24 protein-coding genes are annotated in these 25033 nt (G+C 51.9%); 9 read left to right on the top strand and 15 right to left on the bottom strand.

Annotation, left to right across the window (positions count from 1 at the left end; genetic code table 11):
- Nucleotide 1 precedes the first annotated feature (1 nt).
- Nucleotides 2–1276 (bottom strand): NAD(P)/FAD-dependent oxidoreductase, encoded by a 1275-nt coding sequence (locus tag V7775_RS11780; protein WP_335752096.1) that lies wholly within the window; start codon nt 1274–1276, stop codon nt 2–4.
- A 116-nt stretch (nt 1277–1392) separates the two neighbouring features.
- Here V7775_RS11780 and V7775_RS11775 point away from each other — a divergent pair, with 116 nt between their 5' ends.
- Nucleotides 1393–1794, top strand: a complete 402-nt coding sequence (locus tag V7775_RS11775; RefSeq protein WP_335752095.1) for a rhodanese-like domain-containing protein — start codon at nt 1393–1395, stop codon at nt 1792–1794.
- 2 nt (nt 1795–1796) lie between these two features.
- Here the strand turns inward: V7775_RS11775 and V7775_RS11770 are convergent, their stop codons facing one another.
- The gene (locus V7775_RS11770; RefSeq protein ID WP_335752094.1) at nt 1797–2582 is read right to left on the bottom strand and encodes an IclR family transcriptional regulator; all 786 of its coding nucleotides are present in this window, start codon (nt 2580–2582) and stop codon (nt 1797–1799) included.
- A gap of 11 nt (nt 2583–2593) precedes the next feature.
- On the bottom strand, nt 2594–4906 hold the full coding sequence (locus V7775_RS11765; protein WP_335752093.1) for a molybdopterin-dependent oxidoreductase: 2313 nt from the start codon (nt 4904–4906) through the stop codon (nt 2594–2596).
- A gap of 337 nt (nt 4907–5243) precedes the next feature.
- On the opposite strand from V7775_RS11765, the gene V7775_RS11760 reads away from it, so the two are divergent.
- Nucleotides 5244–5732: a PLP-dependent transferase gene (locus tag V7775_RS11760; RefSeq protein ID WP_335752262.1), complete on the top strand. Its 489-nt coding sequence runs from the start codon at nt 5244–5246 to the stop codon at nt 5730–5732.
- 12 nt (nt 5733–5744) lie between these two features.
- Nucleotides 5745–6383 (top strand): VOC family protein, encoded by a 639-nt coding sequence (locus tag V7775_RS11755; protein ID WP_335752092.1) that lies wholly within the window; start codon nt 5745–5747, stop codon nt 6381–6383.
- Between the two features lie 86 nt (nt 6384–6469).
- Here V7775_RS11755 and V7775_RS11750 read toward each other — a convergent pair whose 3' ends face one another.
- The 3 genes from V7775_RS11750 to V7775_RS11740 form a co-directional block, all read right to left on the bottom strand.
- Nucleotides 6470–6760 carry an ABC transporter permease subunit gene (locus V7775_RS11750; RefSeq protein ID WP_335752091.1) on the bottom strand — a complete coding sequence of 97 codons (291 nt, stop codon included), beginning with the start codon at nt 6758–6760 and terminating at the stop codon, nt 6470–6472.
- Between the two features lie 1249 nt (nt 6761–8009).
- Nucleotides 8010–8324: a hypothetical protein gene (locus V7775_RS11745; protein ID WP_335752090.1), complete on the bottom strand. Its 315-nt coding sequence runs from the start codon at nt 8322–8324 to the stop codon at nt 8010–8012.
- Nucleotides 8325–8352: 28 nt separating this feature from the next.
- Nucleotides 8353–8670, bottom strand: coding sequence for a hypothetical protein (locus tag V7775_RS11740; RefSeq protein WP_335752089.1), 318 nt, complete (start codon nt 8668–8670; stop codon nt 8353–8355).
- A 306-nt stretch (nt 8671–8976) separates the two neighbouring features.
- On the opposite strand from V7775_RS11740, the gene V7775_RS11735 reads away from it, so the two are divergent.
- Nucleotides 8977–10746: a helix-turn-helix transcriptional regulator gene (locus tag V7775_RS11735; protein ID WP_335752088.1), complete on the top strand. Its 1770-nt coding sequence runs from the start codon at nt 8977–8979 to the stop codon at nt 10744–10746.
- A 533-nt stretch (nt 10747–11279) separates the two neighbouring features.
- Here V7775_RS11735 and V7775_RS11730 read toward each other — a convergent pair.
- The 5 genes from V7775_RS11730 to V7775_RS11710 all read right to left on the bottom strand — a co-directional run bounded on the left by V7775_RS11730 (nt 11280) and on the right by V7775_RS11710 (nt 15524).
- Nucleotides 11280–12158 carry an NAD(P)-dependent oxidoreductase gene (locus tag V7775_RS11730; RefSeq protein ID WP_335752087.1) on the bottom strand — a complete coding sequence of 293 codons (879 nt, stop codon included), beginning with the start codon at nt 12156–12158 and terminating at the stop codon, nt 11280–11282.
- A gap of 22 nt (nt 12159–12180) precedes the next feature.
- Entirely contained in the window at nt 12181–12606 is a 426-nt protein-coding gene (locus V7775_RS11725; RefSeq protein WP_335752086.1) for a GlcG/HbpS family heme-binding protein, read from the bottom strand.
- Between the two features lie 43 nt (nt 12607–12649).
- Entirely contained in the window at nt 12650–13933 is a 1284-nt protein-coding gene (locus V7775_RS11720) for a TRAP transporter large permease (protein ID WP_335752085.1), read from the bottom strand.
- A 2-nt stretch (nt 13934–13935) separates the two neighbouring features.
- Complete coding sequence (locus V7775_RS11715) at nt 13936–14469, bottom strand: TRAP transporter small permease (RefSeq protein ID WP_335752084.1); 534 nt, start codon at nt 14467–14469, stop codon at nt 13936–13938.
- Nucleotides 14470–14549: 80 nt separating this feature from the next.
- The gene (locus V7775_RS11710; protein WP_335752083.1) at nt 14550–15524 is read right to left on the bottom strand and encodes a TRAP transporter substrate-binding protein; all 975 of its coding nucleotides are present in this window, start codon (nt 15522–15524) and stop codon (nt 14550–14552) included.
- Nucleotides 15525–15846: 322 nt separating this feature from the next.
- Here V7775_RS11710 and V7775_RS11705 point away from each other — a divergent pair, with 322 nt between their 5' ends.
- The gene (locus V7775_RS11705; protein ID WP_335752082.1) at nt 15847–16515 is read left to right on the top strand and encodes a GntR family transcriptional regulator; all 669 of its coding nucleotides are present in this window, start codon (nt 15847–15849) and stop codon (nt 16513–16515) included.
- 25 nt (nt 16516–16540) lie between these two features.
- Here V7775_RS11705 and V7775_RS11700 read toward each other — a convergent pair whose 3' ends face one another.
- Both V7775_RS11700 and V7775_RS11695 read right to left on the bottom strand, forming a co-directional pair.
- On the bottom strand, nt 16541–17059 hold the full coding sequence (locus V7775_RS11700; protein ID WP_335752081.1) for a redoxin domain-containing protein: 519 nt from the start codon (nt 17057–17059) through the stop codon (nt 16541–16543).
- A 315-nt stretch (nt 17060–17374) separates the two neighbouring features.
- A complete protein-coding gene (locus tag V7775_RS11695; protein ID WP_335752080.1) occupies nt 17375–18013 on the bottom strand; it encodes an NAD(P)H-dependent oxidoreductase in 639 nt (212 codons plus the stop codon).
- 260 nt (nt 18014–18273) lie between these two features.
- On the opposite strand from V7775_RS11695, the gene V7775_RS11690 reads away from it, so the two are divergent.
- Nucleotides 18274–19260 (top strand): type I glyceraldehyde-3-phosphate dehydrogenase, encoded by a 987-nt coding sequence (locus V7775_RS11690; protein ID WP_335752079.1) that lies wholly within the window; start codon nt 18274–18276, stop codon nt 19258–19260.
- Between the two features lie 56 nt (nt 19261–19316).
- On the opposite strand, the gene V7775_RS11685 is transcribed toward V7775_RS11690, so the two are convergent.
- Together V7775_RS11685 and V7775_RS11680 are read right to left on the bottom strand one after the other, a co-directional pair.
- Nucleotides 19317–20750: a uracil-xanthine permease family protein gene (locus V7775_RS11685; protein ID WP_335752078.1), complete on the bottom strand. Its 1434-nt coding sequence runs from the start codon at nt 20748–20750 to the stop codon at nt 19317–19319.
- A gap of 53 nt (nt 20751–20803) precedes the next feature.
- On the bottom strand, nt 20804–21289 hold the full coding sequence (locus V7775_RS11680) for an ureidoglycolate lyase (RefSeq protein WP_335752077.1): 486 nt from the start codon (nt 21287–21289) through the stop codon (nt 20804–20806).
- Nucleotides 21290–21573: 284 nt separating this feature from the next.
- Between V7775_RS11680 and uraH the strand changes: the two genes are divergently transcribed.
- From uraH to V7775_RS11665, 3 genes are all read left to right on the top strand, one after another.
- Complete coding sequence (gene uraH, locus V7775_RS11675) at nt 21574–21927, top strand: hydroxyisourate hydrolase (RefSeq protein WP_335752076.1); 354 nt, start codon at nt 21574–21576, stop codon at nt 21925–21927.
- A gap of 153 nt (nt 21928–22080) precedes the next feature.
- Entirely contained in the window at nt 22081–23316 is a 1236-nt protein-coding gene (locus V7775_RS11670; protein ID WP_335752075.1) for a urate hydroxylase PuuD, read from the top strand.
- A 264-nt stretch (nt 23317–23580) separates the two neighbouring features.
- Nucleotides 23581–24780, top strand: coding sequence for a glycerophosphodiester phosphodiesterase family protein (locus V7775_RS11665; RefSeq protein ID WP_335752074.1), 1200 nt, complete (start codon nt 23581–23583; stop codon nt 24778–24780).
- The last annotated feature ends 253 nt before the right edge of the window (nt 24781–25033 follow it).

The following is a 25033-nucleotide window of genomic DNA, read 5'->3' as shown; positions in this document are numbered from 1 at the left end:
GTCAGATGCTCTTGAGAATTTGATTTGCAGCAAAGGCTGATTGATAGATGCGAGACACAAATGGTGCAGAGGGCACTGCTGTCATCCTGGTCATTGGCAGCGGAAGGTCGGCACGGTCCATGCCCGTAAGCAAGCCGGCCATCGTTTCCCCAAACATTGTGCCCGTGGTGATCCCGCGCCCGTTATACCCGATGGGCGTAAACAGGTTGGTGTCCAATTCATGAATGCGCGGCAAATGATCTGGGGTCATCGCGATTTTCCCGTGCCATGCCTCGTCAAATTCAACAGGGCCAAGCGACGGAAAGATCCGCGCGATCTGCTTTTTCGCCCAGCGGTGCGACAGACCGCGATCCTTGCTGCCATGGACCTTGCCCATGGACCCAACAAGCAGGCGGTCATAGGAATCGCGCCGGATGTTGAACATGATTTGGCCCGTGTCCCAAAGCCCTTGTTTGCCCGGCAGGATTTTGGCGGCTTCGGGGCCCAATGGTTTGGTCGCCAGTTGGAAATAGTGGATTAATGTAAAAATCTGCGACAGCCCCGGCCACAGATCATCGGTATACGCATTTGTGCCCAGAACAACGGCCTTGGCCGTTACGGTGCCTTGGTCGGTTTCGACCTTCCAAACATCGCCGTCGCGCCGCAGCTTTTTGGCACGAACACCAGTACTTATTTCAGCCCCAGCGCCGCGCGCCGCGCGTGCCAAGCCCCGACAATAGCCCATCGGATTAAGCGTTCCAGCCCGCTGATCAACCAGACCGCCGTGGAAATGATCCGTACCGATCATTTCAGAAATCTCTTCTCGGCTTAACAGATCAACAGGTTCGCCAAGGCGTTGCCACTCCGCATGGCGACCTTGCAAATCGCGATACCCCTTTGGGGAGTGCGCGGCATGGATTGTACCTGTTTTGGTGACTTCACAACGGATTTGGTGTTTTTCGATCAACGAAAAAACATAGTCAGGGCCACTGCCGAATTTCTTGATAAAGCGTGGACCATAGTCGGGTCCAAGCATTTTACGCACATCCTGTGGCGGCACCCAAAGCGCGGCATTTACAAGACCACAGTTTCGACCCGACCCGCCATAACCGATATGTTCGGCCTCAATTACATGCGTTGATAGACCCTTTTCAGCGCAATGCAGCGCAGTAGATAGCCCTGTAAAGCCCCCCCCGACGATGGCAACGTCAACTGAAACGTCATTTGGCATAGGTGCCGAATAGTCGCCTTCTGTTGATGTTGCGTCCCAGAGTGAGATTGCGTCCTGTACTGACATGATCAGATGACCCCGTTGGTTTGCTGTGCCGAAGCACCCTGAGACGAGGTTGCAATAGTCGATATATCGTGTCAATATACGATATAATTGTTCCACATATCAACACGAGGTGTAAAATGGCCCTGAAACTTTCATCTGAACAGATGGTTCAGAACGCTCGCGCGCGGATCACAGAAATCGAAACACCCGATCTAATTGCAATGTTAGACGATCCAGACGTTGTGGTGATTGATATCCGGGACGTCCGTGAACGTCAGCGGAGCGGTTATATTCCTGGCAGTTTTCATGCACCACGCGGCATGATCGAATTTTGGATCGACCCAGATAGCCCGTATTTCAAGGACATCTTCGCACAAAACGGCAAAAAATTCGTCTTCCATTGTGCATCTGGATGGCGTTCAGCCATTACCACAGCCACCCTTCAGGACATGGGTTTTGATGCCGCCCACCTAAAAGAAGGGTTTTCAACTTGGGAGAAACAGGGCGGACCTGTAGAATTCCCAGAAAAGAAAGACTGACGTCAAGCTTTACTGAGCTTTCGGCTGACGCTTTGGGCGGAGTGGTACACCAGTCCGCCCAGTTTTTCTGCGCCGTTGTCGGTCAGATTGACATCAGGAAGAGAAATGCCCAACGCACCCACAGCTTCACCGCTCGGCAGGGTTATCGCCCCGCCAAAGCTCAGAATACGCTCCCTAAATTCGCCGGTGTCATACGCAAATCCGCGTTTGCGCGTTTCAGCCACATCAGCGTCCAGAGCCTCAAGCGTGGTAATTGTGCGCTCGGTATGTTGGGTTAAAGACATGGCAACCTGATCGCGCAAAGTGTTGTAATCTGCCGCAAGGATCGCTTTACCAGTCCCAACACAATGCAGAGGCGCCATTCCCCCTACTGTATTCCAAGATCTGATCGGTTTTTGGCTCTCGATTTTATCGATATAGACCACCGAGAGGTTCTCCCGCACAGCCAAATAGACGGTCTCACCTGTTTCCTGAGACAGATATGCCAATTCGCTTGCCGCGATTTCACGAAGGTTCAGGTTCTCGACGGATGCGCGACCAATTTGCCAAGTTTTCAGCGTGGCACCGTATGTTTTGTCCTCAAGATGTTTTGTATATCCAAGTGTCGTAAGCGTTTGCAGCAAACGGAAGGTATTGGATTTGGTCAAACCTAATTCAATTGAAAGTTCGGTCACACCTTTCCCACTGGCTGATCCTGCCAAATTCTCCAGAATGGATAGTCCCTTGGACAAGGTGGAATCGACACGTGGCGGTTTTGGGGTTTTTGGCGTTTCGCTCTCTGTGGTCATCTCGTCCTCCGTTACAGCACCTTACCCGTATCATCACTGGACTGAAAGCGAGGTTGCTCATGCACTGTAATCGCGGGGACTGGCCCTTCGAATTTGTGTATTTCAATCAGCGCGGAATGCGCGGCGGGACTTTGTGTAAGGGAGGATGTTCGCATGTCATGGGTCAGCACATTTGGGTTGCCATGGCGGTCACGCGATTGCTGAGCGGAAAAGTCGGGGTCAAACCACGCACCTGTCCACAAAAAGACACAGCCAAACCGCACTTCGTCGCTGACCTTTGCACCAGCAAGGCACCGCCCGCGGTCATTAAACAGCTCAACCACATCACCGCTGCAGATGCCCCGCGCGGCGGCATCGCTGGGATGAATAAGCACTGGTTCGCGTCCGTTCACCTTGTGACTAAGGCTATAAGCGCCATTATCAAGCTGACTGTGCAGCCGCGTCTTGGGTTGGCCCGACAACATCGCAAGCGGATAGCGCTGCTGTTTTCCTGCACTCACATCGCGGGCCGGGAACCACGTCGCCTGCCCCTTGCAATCGTCCAAATCAAAGCCGGAAATGGTTTCAGAAAATAGCTCGATCTTGCCGCTTGGCGTTGGCAGGTGGTGCGTATCAGGATCGGCCCGGAACTCCGCAAGGAATACCTGTTCAGGGCTGGGGTCTGGCACATCAATCACATCACCCTCTATGAAACTGGCCCATTCCGGCAAGGTTACGCCCGCCTCAGCCGCCCGGGTGCGCGTGACCTCCCAGATGTTTTCGATCCAGTCATCAGCCGTTTTACCCTCGGTAAAGTCGTCTCCATTCCCCAATAGCGTGGCCAATTCTGCGTAGACCTCATATTCGATCCGCGCATCCCCCGCTGGTGCCACCAGTTGCGGCATGGGAACAAGGGCGTTGTCCGATTTTCCTGCGCCAAAATCCATACGCTCTTGAGCCATGGCCACAGGCAGGACGATATCGGCGTGCCGCGCGGTGGCGGTCCAGTTCACTTCGTTCACAATCACTGTTTCGGGCCGTTGAAATGCGTCATGCAGCCTGTTCAGATCTTGGTGATGGTGGAAAGGATTGCCGCCTGCCCACCAGACCAGCCGCGCATCAGGAAAGGTTTTTGTCTGGCCTTGATATTGGTAATTGCCGCCGGGGTTCATCAGCATTTCAGTGACCATCGCCACAGGGATGAAACCCGCCACCGGATTAACCCTTTGGGACAATGTCCCCCAGCGGAATGGCCTTTCGATATTTCCGATGTTGGCGTTTACACCGTATCCGATGACATAGCCGCCACCCGGCAGGCCAATTTGACCCAGCATAGAGGCCAGCGTTACCGCCATCCACAACGGTTGTTCGCCGAAATCCGTACGTTGAACACCCGCAGCAACAGTGACCATCGTACGCCCTGCCGCCATTTTACGTGCAAGTGCTTTGATTTCCTCCGCGTCGACCTCACATATTTCCGCCGCCCAATTGGCATCTTTGACTTGGCCGTCCTGCGCACCCAAAAGGTAGTCGCGCACCTGCGCAAACCCTACAGTGTAGCGGTCCAAAAACGCCTGATCATACAGGCCTTCGATCAACAGGGTATGGGCAAGCCCCATCATAAAGGCTGTATCAGTACCGGGTATTGCAGGCAGCCAATCTGCGTTCACTACATCTGATGCGTCGCTGCGCAGCGGTGATATGTTCACAAACTCAACGCCCGCATCTGCGCAGGCTTGTAAGTTTCCAGCCATGCGGTGGCGCGCCACCCCGCCATCGCTGACTTGGGTATTTCGTTCTGCCATTCCGCCGAACATCACAACCAGATCAGAGTGTTTTGCAATCACACCCCAGCGCGTTGCCTGCGCCACATGGGCTCGGTACGGGCCAACAATATGAGGCATCAGCCCAAGCGCGGCGTTATAGCTGTAGTTCCCCTCAGAGCGGGTAAACCCCCCCTGCGTATTCAAGAAACGTTTCAGTTGGCTTTGGGCATGGTGAAAACGGCCTGCACTGGACCATCCGTACGAACCGGCAAAAATCGACTGGTTGCCGTGATCCTTTTTAACGCGGGTTAAGTCTTTGGCAATCAGGTCTAACGCACGTTCCCAGCTGACCTCAACAAATACATCCTGCCCCCGTGGCACTGCATGCGCCTGCCCGTCCAACCAGCTTTTGCGAATTGCCGGTCGCAAAACGCGAGCCGTCCCATGCAGACTGCCTGGGATATTCCGGTTGATTTCGGATGCAGCGGGGTCGTTAGGGTGGCCTTGAACATCGGTTACTTTGCCATTTTCGACAGTGGCAACCCCAACACCCCAGTGGCTGGCTGTGGTCTTTTTCACCTTAATGCTCCTACGCAATGTATCGTGCTAATATATAGCACATATTTACCGTATATTGACACGCATAATTCCAACTGTCATGAAATCTATAGAGTTCATCGAGAGATAAACATGACACAAAAAACCGGAATTTTAAGCAACGATCTAGTCCAATTAGGTCGCTCACCCAAACAGGAACCCAGACAGGTGAATTTTCCTGTCAAAATGGGGACAACCGTCGTTTTCGACACGCTTACGGCCTTTGAAAAGGCGCGCGATCAACGATATGACAGCGGGACACTATATTCGGACGCTATGGCAACTCCGCCAGCTTTGATCTTGAGGCCCTGCTTGCGGTATTGGCGTTAAAATCCGTCAAACCACCTTTTCTTTTGGTGACAAATCCGGATCACAGGAAGTGTTCCTAGCGCTGCGCGGACTGCGCACGTTGAAAATGCCGATGGAGCATTTTGACCTTGCGGGTCGCGATATGGCTGAATGGTTTGGCAGGCAGCCGAAGGTTAAAACCGTGCTGCATCCAGCATTCGCCTCGTGCCCCGAGCATGCCAATTGGAAACGTGATTTCACAGGCGCCGCAGGGTTATTTGGGATTGTCTTTCAGCCCTGTAGCGATGCCCAGATCCGCGCGTTCGTTGAAGCACTCCACCATTTCGGGATCGGCGTCAGCTGGGGTGGCTACGAAAGCCTCGTCTTGCCCGTTAAGCCCGTTAGAAACGCAACACCGTGGCCGGAAGGCGACCAATTGGTGCGGTTCAATATCGGTCTCGAAGACCTTGATACCCTCAAAGCGGACGTTGCCGCCGCCCTCCCCTTATTAAACACCTAACCGGAGACCCAAATGCATAATAAGATTGACCATTTCGCCATTGGCGCAGACAGCCTTGAACAAGGGATTGAGGCCATGGAGGCCGTCCTTGGCGTGTCCGTTCCGCGCGGTGGCAAGCACGACGCGATGAGCACTCATAACTGTGTCATGCAATCTGGCAACGAGAGCTTTCTTGAGCTGATTGCAATTGACCCGGATGCACCTGCTGATCCCGGTCGGGTCCGGTGGTTCACGCTGGATGATCCTGCAACCCAAGCACGCCTCGCCCATCGCCCGCGTGCGTTGTCCTGGGTTGTTGGCACCGATGATCTGGACGCTGTGATCGCCGCCAGCCCCGTTGATCTGGGCGAAGTAGTTCTGTTTACCCGTGGCGATCGTTCGTGGCGTTTGACTGTGCCAAAAGACGGCAACCTGCCAATGAACGGTCTGCTGCCGGCCTTTATCGAATGGTCCCCCGGCCCACATCCAAGCACGGGACAACAAAATCTGGACGTTCGCCTATCAGCAGTTCAGCTAAGCCATCCAGACCCAGACGCCTTGCGCACAATCCTAAAGATATTGAATGTGGATCACCTTGCGCAGGTCACTGAAGGCCCAAGCGCACTGTCATTTGCACTGGACACCCCCAAAGGTAGCGTTGTGATCGACTGAGCAGACAGCCCAGCCTCACACCCTTCAAAACATCTGTTGGCGGCCTGCAGAACTTAACGTTCTGCAATCGCCATCCGGCCTGTCAGCTAGTCGCCGTACTGGCGGAGTGATAAGACATACACCCAATAAATCGCGGCCACAAAGATATAGACCTCAAGGTAATGAGGCGACCATTCGCCGACGCCAAACGCCGCCTTGGCCGACGCAAGCACATCGAAAAACCCGATGATGATTGCAATCGCGGTTTCCTTGAACGTCACCAAAACCATGTTGATCGGGCTGGGCAAGGCATGGCTAAACACCTGTGGCAAGATCAACCGGAACATGATGGCCCAACACCCCAATCCCAGCGCTTTTCCCGCTTCAAACTGCCCCATTGGGATTTCTTAAACCCGCCCCGAAACACCCGGACTGCTGGCATCTCGGGACGACACATCAAGGCAAGGCCTAACCCCCTCGGCATGCCGAGCAAAACCACAGCCGAAAATAGAAACGACCTGAGCGACAAGCCACCCCAACCATCGGTTTTGACCTGACGCACCCCAACAGTCTGCCCTTCATCAACAGATAGTGGGTGACAAACCCGACTATCCAAAGGCATGCCAGCCTCTTGGCACTCCGTGCGGCTCGACAGTAGGACAAGATCATAATGGCGACAATTACGATGCTCGCAAGGGTCGAGCGCCATTAGCACCTTAATCCGCCTCCAAATGACGCGTCGGCTTGCTCCCAACACTTGCCCTGCTTCGGTCAACCCACGCGGCACCTGATTTAACCCTCCGCACACAACTTCGGCGCTGTAGGCGCTGCCATGCTGCGTGATCAAAACGATCATGGCCACCAGCTCAATTGGCACAGTGATGCCCCTACAGATCGCAACCCCTTAGGGGTTGGAATAGATAGCAGCGTCCCCGCTTCGGGGCGTAAAAAGACCGCTGCGGCAGCCACCAGCCAAATAGATGACCCCACGCAAATCCCAAGCCCTCGCAGAAACCTACCTTCCGCAAGATCAAAACAATGACGATTGCAATGACCGCCAACAAAGCCCCAGCGCAAAGCCAAATGACAGGTTTAAGCCCGGCATTATCAATCCACGGCTGGGGACAAATACCCTATCAGCACGTTTACGGCCTGCTGTGCGCCAGAAAAGTGAATCAACACTGAATAGAGCAGAACAGCCTGTAACATCGTCGGAATTTATCAAAATTCCTAAACATAGACCGTCGCTGCGGCATTGATTGCCGGATGGTATGCATCCCGCGTTGTCCCGATGATCAAACCCAAAACGTCGATAGAATAATCCTAATAGCAGCGTATTGCCAAAGCCAATTAAAAACGTGTGCGAATAGGGATCAATGATAGAATGTTCGACGAGTGAAAAGCTGTAGTTCCAGACAGTTCCGCGTTCCAAATCCACATCTGATGCCCAATGCCGCAAGGTTGATCTGCGCACTACGCCGCATCCAACAATACAATCGTTGTCAGGACCACCCGGATGATCGGCTTGCCGCACTTGGTTTTGGTTCACAGTTCTGGGGTCGTTGTCATATTTATCATCCCAAATAAAAAATTGGGGCCGCTGCAATCAGCTCGCTGGACAGTTGATCGTTCTAAATGACATGCGCGTCAGGATTGTCGGTTTCTGTAGCGCGCAACACTGCAAGGTTCGGCCCCAGCCAGAAAATGCGTCGCAAGGTTTGCCAAATAGGCCGACTGTAGCTCTGCCGTGCTTTCATAGGAGATGATATTTGTGGTGACACCATTGGTCTGCAAATAGTTGGCGATGATGCGTTCGATTGTGGTGCCTGCTTGGACACATACTGTTCTGCCCTCAAGACCTGTAGCGTCGGGAATTCCGAGATCCCCGTGCGCCATGACCGGTGCACCGCCAAAGAAATACGGCAGGCTGAACTGAAGGCCCAATTCGGTGTCACGGCCCATTGTGCAACCCGTGGCTTTGATGATGACATTAACGTCGCCCAACTGCAGCGCATGAAACCGTTACCCTGAGATAAGGGGTGCAATCTGCGCCTTGTCGCCCCCCCCCAAGGATCACCGTCGTCAGAGCGCGGCACAGGTCAACATCGAGACCCATCCAATCGTTTTTGTCATTCACTTCGACAAAGCCAAAATAGCTGCCGTTATATCCCGAGCACAGCATTGTACCGTGATCCATGATTTCAATGACTGTCGCGTTTGTGCAGATGCCGTAGTTGTCAGTAGCGTTATAAGTGCGAAAATCGCCGCCTCGATCGCAATATATGTCTTCATCGATCCCTTTATACATGTGCTGCATATCAACGATAACGTACTGATATACAGTATGAAAACCAATGCACCGCAGAGCCAACAGATATTTAGCGCGCTCAGCAGATAAATGGTTTCCATGTGGAAAACCAATTTTTCTAAGCGATAGGTTTCTAGCGGGAATGACGCATTCAATTTGCCGTCCTGACCTGGAGTGTCGGCACACCCCCCAACCTCCCCATGCCGCTAACAACGAAGGCCACGCAGCCAAATAAAGTGTGGTTTTCCATACTTTGCCGGACAGGCCAATTTTGCTATAGTTATTGCAACAAGTTAAGGAAGCCGCATGACCTCCGAACGCGAAACCACACAAGGCAACATGTCTGATCAAGATCGTGATCAAGCAATCGACAGATTGTATGATGTAGCACTTGATCCTGAACGCTATGAAACCTTGTTGGATGTCTGGGAAAGTGCCGTCATGCCGCTTCGTGCGCAGGTAGATTTTACTGCCCCGCGCCTGCTCGAAGATCCATTGATCACAGGCCATTTTGATCGCGCAAGTGAGTTCTTAGACCGCGTTGATCTAACCAGCAAAGCGGATGACATTCAAAGTATTCTTGCGCCATTTGGCAATGTCTCCGCGTTTGTTTTGGACGATACTTTGATGGTTCAGGCGGTGAACTCTGCTGGCACCGAACGGCTTTCCCTTCACCAGAACTCAAAGCTATCTGACCTTGCCGTGCATTCCGAAGATATTGAAGCAATCGGAAGAACTGTTCGCTCGCTGTTGCAAAACTCAGAACAAGACACCACTGTTTTAAGAGCCCGAGCAAAAAAGAAGGGCCATTTTGTTGTATTGCGTTTTCAAAGATGCCTGACTGGGAAAGGCACTCCACTGGTGTTGGCAGCCTCAAGTGAGGTCGGTTGGCCTGAAGGGTTCAACGATATCTTACGCCGCGCATTTAGTCTGACTGGGGCAGAAACCGACGTTGTCCAAAGCTTGGTTGAATGTTGCACCGTCAGCGATATCGCCGCCCAGCGTGGCCGCTCTGTTGATACCATACGCGCGCAAGTAAAGTCGATTTTATCCAAAACCGAAACACACTCCCAGGTTGAGCTTGTCCGGTTGGCATTGTCCGTCATGGATATGGCAAATCTGACGTTGAACACACAACTGGAACCGCGTCTTGTCAGCAAAGGATATTCAACGCTGGAATCGCGGAACTATCAAAGCCTGACCACACCAGACGGGCGCCGCTTGGATTATTTGATTCTGGGGTCCCCAACTGGCAAACCCGTTTTGTTTCTACCGCTTGATTATGGTCTTGTGCGTTGGCCTGCCTCTGCTGAGGCTGAAGCCGCCAAACGGGGCTGGCGTGTTATCGTGCCTGTGCGTGCAGGATACGGCCAATCCGACACCCTATCCAAACGCGCCGATATTGATGATGCGCTCATCGAAGATACGATGCAGATCCTACAGGCGGAAAAAGTCAAACGCTGTCCTATAATTTCAATGGGCAGTGACTCGTTCTATGGAATGCAATTGGCAAAACTTCATCCCAATACGTTCACGGCGCTGATCGCTTGTGCGGGTGTCTTGCCCATGACGAAACGTGAACAGTTTGAGCGCATGGAAAAATGGCACCGTTTCATTCTGGCAGGCGCTAAATACACCCCACATCTGTTGCCATTTATGGTTAAGGCGGGTTTCCTTCTGGCTCGGAAAATCGGCAAACGCGGATTTATTCATGCAGTGTACGGCAACTCTCCTGCGGATGTGGATACCTTTGAAAACCCCGAGGTTTTTGAAGCAATGGTTACAGGCTCTGAGGTCTCTCTCTCGGAAACACATTCCGCGCATGATAGCTTTTCGCGGATGTTACTGGGGCGTCAAAATGTCGATTGGTCAGCGGATGTGCATGCATTGAACGGCCAACTGCCTATCATTTTCATGAACGGAACGCATGACCCGCAAGTACCTAAAGATACTTTGCAGGATTTCAAACGTGACTTTGATTGGATTGATTACCGCGTCTATGACGATGCCGGACAGCTGATATTCTTCCGCCATTGGCAAGACGTCCTAAAGGTTTTGGCCCCTTTTATGAAATGAGCCCGAATTTTACCCAATATGGGGTATGACGCGCCCAAACGGATCGCATAGCGTTAACCTATTAAGACTAAGTCAGTTAAATTATGAGGGAATTCATTAGGACTTCGAGGCGTATCCAAAAGCACTCTAGGTGAACGATGTTGTCCGTTTCACGCATTAAGCTGAAGCTTCTACATCATTTCATAGGGCACTTGTGAGGAGATAGAATTATTTATCTACAACTCAAGTGATCGTAACATCCCGTGCTCTTATCGGATTGTTCAGTGCTTACAATCTGGCTTCTCTCCTTATTTAGGATAGCCACATTGGGATTAGCATTACGGCACGCCAAACACAGGCGAAGGGCTTGTTTGACCCAGTTGAACTTCTTGTTCGTCGCTTGGGCACCAAGATCAGCTTTCGCTCTATCTATACAGACCAAATTTTAGAAGAACTTTTTAGCATGTATCAAAGAGGCGGCCTTCGGGTCGCCTCTTTCTTTATGGTCGTGCTCCGCTATTGCGTGAAATCACCCGCACAGCAGAGCCTTCCAGTTACTTATCTAGCTTCAGGAAATAATCGAATATCTCAGGGACATTCCCGTCGCCCATACCCGCGTCCAGCGCAGCCTGAAGGTTGGCTGACGTCCCTTCAGCAATTTGCGCACGTGTCCCCAAATCATCGGCCATTTGCACAAAATATCCGATGTCCTTTGTGGCATTGGCAATTGAAAAACCAAGATTGCTAACACCGTCCACTGCGTAGTTCTTGCAAAACTGCATGAACGGCGAATTTGAGGGGCCTGCTGACATGATGTCAAACAGCTGCTGGCGATCAACGCCTGCACGCTGTGCTACAGCAAAGGCTTGGCTCATTGTGACCGCTGTTGTCATGCCCATGAAGTTATTGATCAGTTTTGTCACATGGCCCGCGCCTAACGCACCAAGGTGAAAGACATTCTCTCCCTGTACATCAAGGACTGGCTTCACCTTTTCATAGGTTTTCATGTCGCCGGCAGCCATAATATTCAAAAGGCCGTCTTTGGCATGGGCAGGTGTGCGGCCCAGTGGCGCGTCGATCATGCCAGCACCTTTTGCCGCAAGGTCAGCGCCAATTTTTTGGGTCGAGGCAGGGATGGAAGTGCCGTAGTCGATCACAACCGCACCCGCTTTGATGCCCGCCAAAATGCCGTTATCGCCGTACACCAGCCCCTCGACCACTTCGGAGGTTGTGACGCAGAGCATCACAATGTCACTGGCCTGCGCCAAATCTTTGGGTGTGGATACCTCGGTGGCGCCGCGCGCAACCGTGGCGGCAACCGCCTGTTTATTTCGGCCCATGACAACAAGGTCAAAACCGTTGTTTTGCAGGCACTCGGCCATGTTGCCGCCCATTAGGCCAAGGCCAATGAAACCGATGACAGGTTTTGTCATATCTGACTCCTAGAAAGTTAATTTATGATTGGATTTCGGAAAACGCCTGAACACCCGCTTCAGCGACGGCCAGATCTTGTGCGGGGGAGCCTGAACTCACCCCGATGCCGCCTACAACTTCACCGTAAGACAGCACAGGAAGACCACCAGCAACCACCACCATACGCCCCCCCAAAGTAGAGGAAATACCATGCGCAGGTTGGCCCGGTTGGCTCACCTTACCAAGGGCATGGGTACTCTTTTTGATGCCAGTAGCAGTAAAGCTTTTGTCGATCGCAAGAGTGATGCTGGTGATCTTGCCACCATCCATCCTCTCAAATGCGATCAGGTTTCCGCTTTCGTCAGTGACGGCAATACACATCGGCACACCGATTTCTTCTGCTTTGGCACGTGCCCCAGCGATCAGCGCATATGCATCATCTATATCAAGACGGGTGATGGTCAGCATAATGTACTCCTAAGTCGTGATTTTTCCAATTTGACGCTCCCGATCACTGTCCAAGAAGGTTTGGCAATGTTAGCGAAATTGCCGGTACAAAAGTGATCAGCATCAGCGCCGCAAAGATCGCGAAGTAGAAGGGCCAGATCGTTTTAATAGCCTTCTCCATTGGTAGTTTCCCAACCGCGCAACCGACAAACAAACAAGTCCCCACAGGTGGCGTACATAGGCCAAGACCAAGGTTGACTAAGAGGATCATGCCAAACTGCAATGGATCAATTCCAAGCGTATTCATCACGGGTAAGAAGATAGGTGTACAGATCAGGATCAGTGCAGCCATGTCCATAATCATGCCCAATAACAGCAACACAGCATTGATCATTAAAAGGATTAGGATCGGGTTTTCGGTAATCCCCAACAGGAACTCAACAGTTTTGCTGGGAACACGGTAGAAAGTGAGCATATAGGCAAATGCGCCCGCACAGGCGATCAAGATCATCACCATCGACGTCGTACGCACTGAGGAAACGACCGCAGCCTTGAAGTTATTCCATGTGATGCTGCGGTACACAAAGAACGTCACGGCAAACGCATAGATCGCACCGAAGGCACCGGATTCTGTCACGGTGAAAACACCGGAAAGAACACCGCCAACAATGATCACAGCCGTCATCAAACCGGGGATGGAGCCGATAAATGCAAACGCAAGCGCATTCCAACCTGGGAACTGTTCGGCTTTATATCCGCGTTTAACGGCAACCACATAGGCCGCAATCGCCAGACAGCTACACATCAAGATACCCGGAACAACACCTGCAAGGAACAGCTTGGAGATCGATACCGCCCCGCCTGTGGCAAGTGCGAAGATAATCATGTTGTGGCTTGGCGGAATGATGATGCCCGCAATTGAGGACGTAACTGTGACGTTTACCGCATAGTCGGCGTCATATCCTTTGTCTTTCATCACAGGGATCAAGATCGACCCCAAAGCCGAGATATCCGCAACGGCGGAACCAGAAATTCCGCCAAACAGCATGGACGAGAAAACGTTCACGATGCCAAGACCGCCGCGCATTGCACCAACAGCAGCTTGGGCAAACCGCACCAAACGTATCGCGATACCACCGTGGAACATCAGATCACCCGCAAAGATGAAGAACGGGATCGCCATCAGTGAAAAGACGTTAATCCCTGCGACGATGCGCTGAAATCCGACAAACAGCGGCAGGCCTTCAAACCAGAACGCCGAAAGCGCCGCAATTCCCAGTGCAAAAGCAACTGGCGTGCCAATGACGACACATAGGGCAAAAACCCCAAGAAGAAGCATAAGTCCCATGATTAGCCCTGATCTATGTTATCTTGCCGTTTGTCCTGCCCCATAAAGAGACGGAACAGATGGCCGGTGGAAAATAGGAAAATGAGTGCGCCACAGATCGTCAAAGGCAAAGAGCGTAAACCCTCAGACACTTGGATCAGTGGAATAAGCGCGCTCCATTTGAAACGCGTAAGTTCGATGCCGTACCAGAACATCATGCCGCCGAAGCCAGCCAAAAGAAAATCAGTAACCACAACAAAAACGATACGGATGCGTGTAGGGACGATGTTGCGAAAGACCACAACAGACAGATGCGTATGTTCATGTATTCCCACTGCCGCACCGAAAAACGCCATCACCATCATGAGCAAAAGCGAGACCTGCTCGACCCATGTTGGGGTGTCATTCAGTACGTAGCGGCCAAACACCAACCACGCAAAGATCACCGTCATCACGACGATAGCTGTACCTGCTATTATGGTGCAGATCCGTGCAATAAAGTCGAATACCCTGTCCATCATTCTTAAAAATGTTGGTGGATTTTGTGAGTTGTGCATGGGTTCCCTCCCCTAGGTGCAAAACGCCCGACATCCATATCCTGGAGCCGGGCGCTCTTAGTTCGCTTTGTGGTCAGAAATTACTCAGTAGATTGAGCGATATCGACCAGTTTGCGCATGTCAGGGTTCGCAGTCAGATACTCGTCATAAACGGCGACCATCGCGGACTGAAACGGACCTTTGTCTGCGATTTCGTTGACGGTGATGCCTGAAGCTTCAACGTCTTTACGCGCTTGACCAGATTGAACGGACCACAGTTCGCGCTGAAAAGCAGCAGCTTCTACCGCAGCACCACGAACAGCATCTTGAAGCTCAGGTGACAGTGCGTTGAACTTTGTTGTGTTTACGCAAACGCACTCAGGAATGATCAGGTGTTCGCTGAGTGAGTAGTGTGTTGTCACTTCGTAGTGGCCAACGTTCTTGAACGACGGGAAGTTATTTTCCGCACCATCAACAACGCCGGTTTTCAACGCTTGTTGAACCTCGGAGAATGCCATTGGTGACGGGTTGCCGCCCATTGCCGAAATCATCGACGTGTAGAGACTGTTGTTCATTACACGGATCTTCATGCCTTCAACATCGGCTGGCGTGTTGATTGGCTTTTGGCTGTAGAATGAACGTGCGCCCGCGTCGAAATATGCCAATGGCAACAGACCTGCGTCAGCCATACCTTTGGCAACAATCTCACCCGCTTCGCCGTCCAGAACGCGGAACATGTGTGGCACGCTTTTGAAGATAAACGGCAGTGATACAAGGTTAGCTTCTTTTACCATTGGACCGATTGGACCAAGGTTAAAGTTACCTACTTCGATTGCACCGATACGAACTTGTTCCAGCGCGTCTGGCTGCGAACCAAGTACACCACCGTGGAATACGTCAACGGTAACTTCACCGTTTGTTGCCGCATCAACCAGCTCTGCAAAGCGGTCCATTGCCGCCGTGTTTGGGTGTCCATCGTGGTGAACATTCCACGCACGCCAATTATCGGCGGATGCTGAGGTTGCAATAAGCGCTACAGCCGTGGCTGTCGCAAAAAGCGATTTCGAAAATGTCATGGGTTCTCCTCCCCGTTAAAATTGGGACAGCATCTGGTCATCAAAGATGAAGGGAGGAACAAGCTTTTAAGATCACCCTCGCCCCCCAGAACCGGAATCACTGCTGCCCCAATAGGGAGACTAGTATCCAAGTTTTGTCAACACTAGTCATCTAGTATCCCAGATGACTTGACAGAGGGGCACTACTCCGCATTTGATGGAAGCTGACCATGCCTTGGGGATTGTATGTAATTAAACATATGATTTATTGTGGGATATTACCTCTCTCTTGGGCTAAACCTTGGAAACAACAAAGCTAAAAAAGGGACTAGTGTAGAAACCTGTGGAAGACTTTATCAGACGAACCTCGACCGATGCGGTCTATGAAAAACTTCATGAAGAGATAATTTCGCTGGAAATCCTTCCGGGGACGAAGCTATCGGAAACCGAAGTTGCACGCCGGTTTGGCGTGTCCCGTCAGCCCGTGCGTAACGCGTTTACAAAACTGGGCAATGAGGATTTGATTGTCATTCGACCTCAAAGAGCGACCGAGGTGCGTGGTTTTTCGATGGACCGCGTTGCGCTTGCCCGACTTGTCAGGCTGGCCCTTGAACTAGAGATAACCAGACACGCGATTGAGGTGTGGACCCCACAAGGCCAAGCGAAGCTAGAGGAAAATCTGAAACTTCAAGAACAGGCCGTCGCTAGTGATGACATGCCAAAGTTTCATGCCCTAGATTACGAATTTCACCGTTTGATTTGTGTCCTAAGTGGCAATCCTCTGGCGTTCGAAGTGATTCTTGACTGCAAACAAAAGGTCGAACGTCTTTGCATGCTCGGGCTGAAGACAGACAGCAAGGCTGCGGCGGTATTGGCCGATCATCGTGAAATTGCCAAAGGAATGGCATCTGGTGATCTGGCAAAAGCACAAGAATCGGTCAGGCGTCACCTGTCCCGTCTCGACGCAACTGTGGACTTTATTCATGAAACGCACCCCAACTACTTCGAGTAGGGTGCGTTTGGTTTAGGTCGAAAGTTTATGCTGTTCCGCGTTCTGGGCGATCATTTTCGATATTGAACTTCATGCCATCCAGCAGCTCTTCCAAATCGGGGCGCGCTGCGGGACCATTTGAGATGTCGACCAACATTAACGTGCCGTTGGGGCGAATTCCAAATGCGCCTGGTTCGGCGAACTGGTCAGTTGTTTCAGCTTCTGAAAGCGGCTCAGAGACATAAAGACCAAGTGAGCGCATCTGAGGCACGGTCATTCCATAAGCAAGATCAAAATCCCACCCAAATTCAGCTTTATCTGCGATCGCTTTTTCTTCGGTGTCTGCAGAAACAACAACGATGTTCATCACGTCGGTCCATGCAGGCAACGCCGCGTTCAGTTTGTTGAGAAAGCGCTTACAACGCGGGCAATGTTTGCCACGGTACACAAAAAGCATGGTCCAACGGTCTGTGGGTTTGCCAATTGTCACGGGCTCGGTTTTTCCAACAACTGGAAAGCTCATTTCTTCGATTTTCGCGCCGACGTTAGGTTTGGGTGAGGTCATGAGATTATCCTTTTGTGGTCTTGCTGAGGAAAGTTGAAAGGTCAGCTGTACTTGGCACAGAGACGTATTAATTGGAATGGGGAGAGGTAAATTGCGGGCAATTTATGGTGATGTTACCGCTCACATTTCCGTCATTACGGCGAACATATGTGAAAGAAACGCGACCTATTGCATGTAGTACCCGACGCGAGGTGTTCCAAAAAAAGTGGCATTCTTCAAACATGAGGAATGCACCGTAATATAATGAAACTTAATACAAATGTGTAAATACTAGAGGCATATCAAATACCCCTAGCATTTTAAAAATCTTAGCGATCAGTCGATTGTAGAGACCATGGTCTCAACAGATTTGCGCACCTTCTTCATCGGCAACAGCCAGTCGCCTGATGCATCGCGGTACCCCAGCGGCAATAGAACAACTGAACGCAAACCGCGCGCTTTTAGATCGAGAATTTCGTCAACCTTGCGCGGATTAAACCCTTCCATGGGCGTGCTGTCGACTTCTTGCTCAGCGGCGGCAACCATGGCAATGCCTAAGGCAATATAGGCCTGACGGGCGGCGTGTTCGTAATTCACCGACGCATCGCGTGGCAGATAGTTGGATTTCAGATTTTCGTAATAGGCGTTCAGCATCGGCAACTCGCCACGCTCTTGGGTTACCAGATCGACCACCTCGTCAATGCGATCAGCGGTGTAGTTGTCCCACGCTGCAAATACCAACAAGTGAGAACCATCCGTAACTTGGGCCTGATCAGAAGCGGCGGCGCGGATCTCAGCCCGTTTTTCCGGATTGGTCACAACAATCAGCTCAAAGGGTTGCGTTCCACTGGAGGTAGGCGCCAAACGGATCGCTTCGATGATCGCATCCACTTTTTCTTGTGGCACTGCCTTGTTGGCGTCCATTTTCTTTGTGGCATAGCGCCAGTTCAACTGATCAATCAGGGTGGTGGTCATGATAATGGTCCTAGTATGGGCACGATTGCAGTGCGGTATATTATTGCAAACACAGATATATTCACGACACCCCCTACCAACAAGAAGGCATGAGAGAGAAAATCGTTCCCAAACCAGCACGCAACCCATTCACCGCTTGTTTCAACAACATCACAACCGCATCGCACTGGTTGTATCACCCCAAAAAATCGAACATGTCTCAAATAGCATAGTGAAAGCAGCCGACTGCGCGGTTGCTACGAATGCCCTAGGAGAACAAAATGCGGGTCGTCATAAATGGGTTTGGTCGGATCGGGCGGACCATTCTGCGTCAAATTTTGACACAACCCGAACATCGCGATATCGAAGTCGCGTTGATCAATGAAATCGCGCCACTGGAAACATGTGCCTATCTGTTCAAATACGACAGTACATTCGGCCCCCTTCCCTATGACGTCGTGACCGAGGGCACTGGCCTGCGCGTCAATGGAAAGTTCATCCCGTTTTCGTCCCATGGCGCACTTGGCGGTGCTGATATTCCCGCTGTTGATGTCTTCTTGGAATGCACCGGAAAAGTGCAATCGCGCGACATCGCGCAGCGTGGCCTTGATGCGGGAGCAAAAGCGGTCCTGATTTCGGGCCCTTCAGAATATGCAGATAAGACAATCGTCTTGGGCGCAAATGAAGGCTCATTGGGGGATGCACGCATCATTTCCAACTCATCCTGTACAACAAATGCAATTGCGCCATTGATGCAGGTTATGAACACGGCCTTTGGGATCGAACGTGCCCACATCACTACAATCCACTGCTACACCAGCAGCCAGCCGATGGTTGATGCGCCGCGCGGTGATCTGGCCCGCAGTCGGGCGGGTGCGGAATCTATGGTTCCCACCACCACAAGTGCCGCGAAAGAAGTGCAAAAGGTGCTGCCTGACATTGGTGAACGCACCAGTGTTGCAGCCGTGCGTGTCCCCAGCCTTAGTGTTTCATCCATAGACGCAGTCCTGCAGCTGTCTTCCCCGATCAAGGGTTCGGCGCGTGACACCGTCTTGGAAGCGATCAAACAGTCAAACGTGATTGGCGCAATCGACGATCCTTGTGTCTCTCGCGACATGCGTGAACGCCCTGACTCGCTGATCCTTGCGCTGCCAGAAATTCAAACCATTGGTAACAGCCAGCTGCGGCTGTTTGGTTGGTATGACAATGAGTGGGGTTTTTCTGCCCGCATGATCGACATGGCGAGACTGCTAGCGGCGCAGACCTAGCCACGCATCACTCCGCCGCAAAAACATGCGGCGGAGCGGTTTTTCAAAGTAACGCGTTACTTGCTTTTGAACGATCCTTCGCCGTGGCCTTGCATCCCACCAGAGACTGCATCGGTTGCCTCATCTGATAGATCTTCGGGGAGGATCAGATTTAGCACAATCGCGATGACCGCAGCAGGTAATAGGCCTGATGTCATCAAGATGCGCAGCGTATCAGGTAGATATTGAACTGCCTTAGGATCAAGCTGTAGACCCAAACCAATCGATAGGGCGATTGCAAAAATCACCATGTTGCGACGGTTCCAGTTCACGTCTGACAGCATCGAAATACCGGCAGCAACAACCATACCAAACATCACAATCACGCCGCCGCCTAAAACCTCAATTGGGATGGTACGGATGACAGCACCAACCTTTGGGATCAATCCGCAGATGATCAAAAAGATCGCACCAATCGTGACCACATGGCGGCTCATGACGCCCGTCATCGCAATTAGGCCAACGTTTTGGCTGAACGAAGTGTTTGGAAAGCCACCAAAAACACCCGCTACAGCCGAACCCAGACCGTCCGCGTAAGTTGCGCCTGAAATCTCTTCGTCCGTTGCTTCGCGGCCAGCGCCCCCTTTGGTGATACCCGATACATCACCAACGGTTTCCACAGCCGACACAAAGGCCATCAAACAGAACCCGATGATCGCAGCAAAGCTGAGTTCAAATCCGTATTTGAAAGGCGATGGAAAGGCGATTGGCGCAGCGCGGCTCCAGCTGGTGGCGATGCCTTCCAGCGTGACCATGCCCATGGCCATCGCGTAGAAATAACCAACAATAATACCGATCACGACAGCAGACACTGCCAGCATCCCCTTGGCGTAAAATTTGAGTCCCAAGGTCACAAAGATCACAATCAAGGCCGCAGACCAGTTCAACAGCGAACCGTATTCAGGCTTATCAATCGCTGGAATGCCACCCGCAGCGTACTGAATGCCCACTTTGACCAGCGCCAATCCAATCATTGTCACCACAAGGCCAGTCACCAGCGGCGGTAGCGCAAAACGGATTTTACCAATGAAGGTTGCGATGAATGTATGGAACAATCCACCGATGATAACCCCACCAAACAACGCAGGAAGCGCCTCAACACCTTTGCCTGCAACCAGTGGGATCATGATCGGGATAAATGCAAACGATGTCCCCTGCACAATCGGCAAGCGCGCGCCAACCGGACCAAAACCGATGGTCTGGAACAAGGTCGCGATGCCCGCAAACAGCATGGACATCTGAATGAGGTAGGTCATGTCAGGAAATCCCTGCGCCCCCGCATCCGAGCCAAAGCCAAAACCCGCAGCACCCGCAATAATAATCGCTGGCGTTACGTTCGAGACGAACATCGCCAAGACATGCTGAATGCCCAGTGGAATCGCGCGATGCAGAGCAGGTGTATAATTTGGATCGCGCAACTGCTGCGGCGTTCCGATGGATGAATCCGTCATTTTTTTGTCCCTTTTTGTTGGTGGTATGCTGGCTTTTTACGCTGCCAGCTTGATTATTCTTCGATGGTATAGGGGTCTTCAAACCAGTGCTCTTCTAGGTTTGCGCCCTGCCCTATGCGGTCAACAACCGCAAACAGGCCCGGCGCGTGAAGCGGCGCAAGCACCCCGTGCCACGTGCCGCGGTGAAAATTGATCGCCTGCCCCGCCTTGGTGACAAATGCGCGCGGATGTATAGGGGTCCCATTATCATCCTGCGCCACAACAACCAAAAATGGATCATTGGACATGGGCACAAACGCCTGACTGCCCTGCGGGTGCCGCTCAACCAGCTCAAGCGTGAGCGGCAGCGTTTCCACTTCGCCCTGAAAAATGCTGATGCCAGCCTTTCCATCCGAAAAATCTAACTGCGCGCGGTCATGATAACGTCCACACTTACCCTGATTGATCATTTTATCTGCAGCTCCAGACGCCTCCATAACATCGCCGTATGGGGCGAATGCCTCAGAAGTGAGTGGTTCGACTTTGACGCGCTTCGTCATGGAGATACTTCTCGGGATTGGGTCGCGTATTTGCGAGGTGGCTGGCGGAGACTCGTTTGAGTACCGTCGATGTTGCTTCCTACAAGACCGACACCTTGTGTCCGCGTCAATGTGTACAGGAAAATAGCACAATACGTTCAGCAAGAACATTTGCCCGTTTCATCTCTCTTTGCCAGTACAACCAACTGTTTTGTCAAAAAGCACCAAAAACACCTTCGGGTGCCTTTGTTTTGCTGATAAGCAATAGGGCGGCCCATTGCGCCCCAAAGTCGAGGAGAGACTAAATGACCGGATATCTGACCACCCATGTTTTGGACACGGCGCGCGGATGCCCCGCACAGGGCCTAAAAATTGAGCTGTTTAAGGTTGACGAAGACCAGCGTACCTCCCTCAAAACACTTGTTACAAATGCCGATGGCCGCACGGATGAACAAATCCTCCCAGCGGATCGTTTTGAAACAGGTACTTACGAGCTGGTCTTTCACGCAGGCGATTACTTGGATGCTATCGGCACGCCCCCCGAAAGCCCGCGTTTCTTAGATGTTATCCCACTGCGGTTTGGCATGTCAGAAGAGACGCATTATCACGTGCCCCTCTTGCTCTCGCCGTTCGGTTACTCAACCTATCGCGGCAGCTAAAGCCACTTCTGTGGACGGATAGCATCGCCCACCCTAAAACCTCTTGCTTTTTTTCATGCAGTTTGCCGTTGAGCAGTGATACCAGTTTAACAAAAATTCGTTTTTCTGGTTCTAACCACACAGTCCTTTCCTTTCGCCCTTCAGGAGCATTTTATGTACGATTTCGCCATCATTTGGGACTGGATCGCATTTGCAGTGCGCTGGCTTCATGTCATCACAGCAATGGCATGGATTGGTGCCTCGTTCTTTTTCATCGCATTGGATTTGGGCCTGCGCAAAGCACCGAACATGCCCCATGGCGTCTTTGGTGAGGAATGGCAGGTCCACGGAGGCGGCTTTTACCACATCCAGAAGTACCTTGTGGCGCCAGATAATATGCCTGAGCATCTGATCTGGCACAAATGGCAAAGCTATATCACTTGGGTTTCTGGCGCTGCTTTGTTGATGATTGTCTACTGGGTTGGTGGAGAGTTGTTTCTGCTTGATCCCAACAAGGCAGAGCTGTCCCTTTGGCAAGGTATTCTAATCTCTGGCGGGTCCCTCACAATTGGCTGGCTGGCATATGACTTTATGTGCAAATCCAAGCTGGGCGAACATTCAACCCTGCTGATGCTCCTGCTATTTGTGCTGCTGGTGTTCATGGCATGGGGATACAACCAGATATTCACGGGCCGCGCAGCGCTTCTGCATCTGGGGGCCTTCACCGCGTCAATTATGACCGGCAACGTGTTTTTCCAGATCATGCCAAACCAGCGCATTGTCGTGGCAGACCTAAAGGCGGGCCGAAAGCCGGACGCCAAATACGGTAAGATCGCCAAGTTACGCTCAACTCATAACAACTACCTGACACTGCCCGTTGTTTTCCTGATGCTCTCAACCCACTATCCCCTGTCATTTGGAACGCAATACAGCTGGATCATCGCCAGTCTGATTTTCCTGACGGGCGTTACCATTCGCCACTATTTCAATACCATGCACGCGACGGGCAAAGGTCCCCATTGGACTTGGGCGGTCACGGTCATTTTGATGATCATCATCGCATGGCTTTCCACTGTGCCGGGTCAGGACACCTATGAGGAAGCCGAAGCACGCGCCCTTACCCCACATGAGCAGCAATATGCCTCTGCTGACGGATTTGAAGATGCGTATGACGTGGTGTTGGGCAACTGTTCCATGTGCCACGCCCGCGAACCCGCGTGGGATGGCATCAGGTGGGCCCCAAAAGGCGTGGTTCTTGAAACACAAAGCGACGTCGCCCGCTACGCCGAGCAAATCTTTCTACACGCAGGCCTCAGCAACGCCATGCCGCCGCCCAACGCAATTGCAACCATGACACCAGAAAACCGCAAAACGATTGTGGCATGGGTACGTAACGCGCGAACGAATTGAGAAAGCTAACTGCAACGTTGGCAACTGTTTTGACGGCCGTAGCGATACACAACTGGCCCAATGCTGACTTCTTGTGCACGATCTAAATACTGATGCAGATGGCTATTGCCAGCTTACACTACGGGTGTACAGTCGACCCAATTCACTTAATGTTAGACCTTCGCAAAACAGGCCAAATCCGTTGTCATGTGGGGTAAACACACCATATCGAAAACGCATTATTTGGAATATAACTTACGATAATCCATCTCGAAAGATATTGATATGATTAGGTCTTTTCTACTATTTCTTGCTGTTGCAACGCCAGCCTTCTCTGACCCAATATCCACTGGTCCACGCCCGCTCTACCTGATTGATCAGATGGAATCTGGCCCGCTCAAAGACACGCTCCTGTCCTGCGCGAGTGATCCGGTAAAGCGTACTGATTTTTCCATAGGTCATCGCGGCGCCCCCATGCAATTCCCTGAACATACCGTCGAAAGTTACGTGGCCGCCGCGCGTATGGGTGCTGGCATCATTGAGTGCGACGTAACATTCACGTCTGACAAACAACTCGTTTGCCGCCATGCGCAAAACGATCTGCATACCACAACTGACATTCTAACAACTGACCTCGCTTTGAGCTGCACAGCGGGGTTCACCCCTGCCAAAGAGGGTACAAATGCCAGTGCTGAGTGCAGAACCTCAGACATCACACTGGCGGAATTCCAAACCCTAAACGGTAAGATGGATGCTGCCAACACAACGGCTTTGACGATTAAAGAATATATGAACGCCACCGCAAGCTGGCGCACAGATCTATATGCCGCAGATGGTGGAGAGCTGATGACCCACGCGGAGTCCATCGCACTCTTCAAATCGCTCGGAGTGAAATTCATGCCCGAACTAAAAGCCGCCGCCGTCGATATGCCGTTTGACGGGTTCACCCAAGAAGATTACGCGCAGAAAATGATCGATGCGTATAAATCCGCAGGTGTCCCTGCATCAGATGTCTGGGCGCAGTCGTTCAACCTCGACGATGTTCTCTATTGGATCAAGAACGAGCCGGAGTTTGGCGCACAAGCCGTCTACCTTGACGCAAGCTATCGCATCGACGGCTGGAACCCCAACGCGCCTGTAACATGGGCCCACCAGATGGATGAGCTGAAGGCCCTCGGCGTCAACTACATTGCCCCACCGTTATGGGTGCTGCTAACCTTGGAAAACGATAAGATCGTTCCCTCAACCTATTCGGTGAAAGCGAGGGAGGCTGGGCTCAACATAATTGCTTGGTCGTTCGAGCGTTCTGGATCACTGCAAAACGGCGGTGGCTGGTACTACCAATCCATCGCCGATGCCATCACATCAGACGGGGCAGTGTATCAAGTAATCGACGTGCTAGCACAAGACGTTGGCGTCACTGGCATTTTCTCCGACTGGCCCGCCACTGTCAGTTACTACGCCAGTTGCATGGATCTCGAATAAATTAGATTTTTCTCATCGTACTCGAGATCATCGAAACGTTTATCGAAGCATAAATCACTTCTACGCTCCATCAAGGACCGCTCTGCCAGATTAGGCAAAGCTTGCGCGTGGTTATGTCAACGACGGCTCAATGCAGGCCACGCCCGTAGAGTTTTCTTCCTTGAACGACTGCTCAGAACTGCCGTCATTGCTACGCTACCCGTAGAGATATACGGGTAGCGTAATCGGCCGATCGCGGTGCGATACCTTGCAA

It is taken from the genome of Sulfitobacter sp. (assembly GCF_036960155.1).
GTDB lineage: Bacteria > Pseudomonadota > Alphaproteobacteria > Rhodobacterales > Rhodobacteraceae > Sulfitobacter.
Note: the sequence above shows the minus strand (reverse complement) of the source record. Positions and strands in the feature narration are given on the sequence as shown.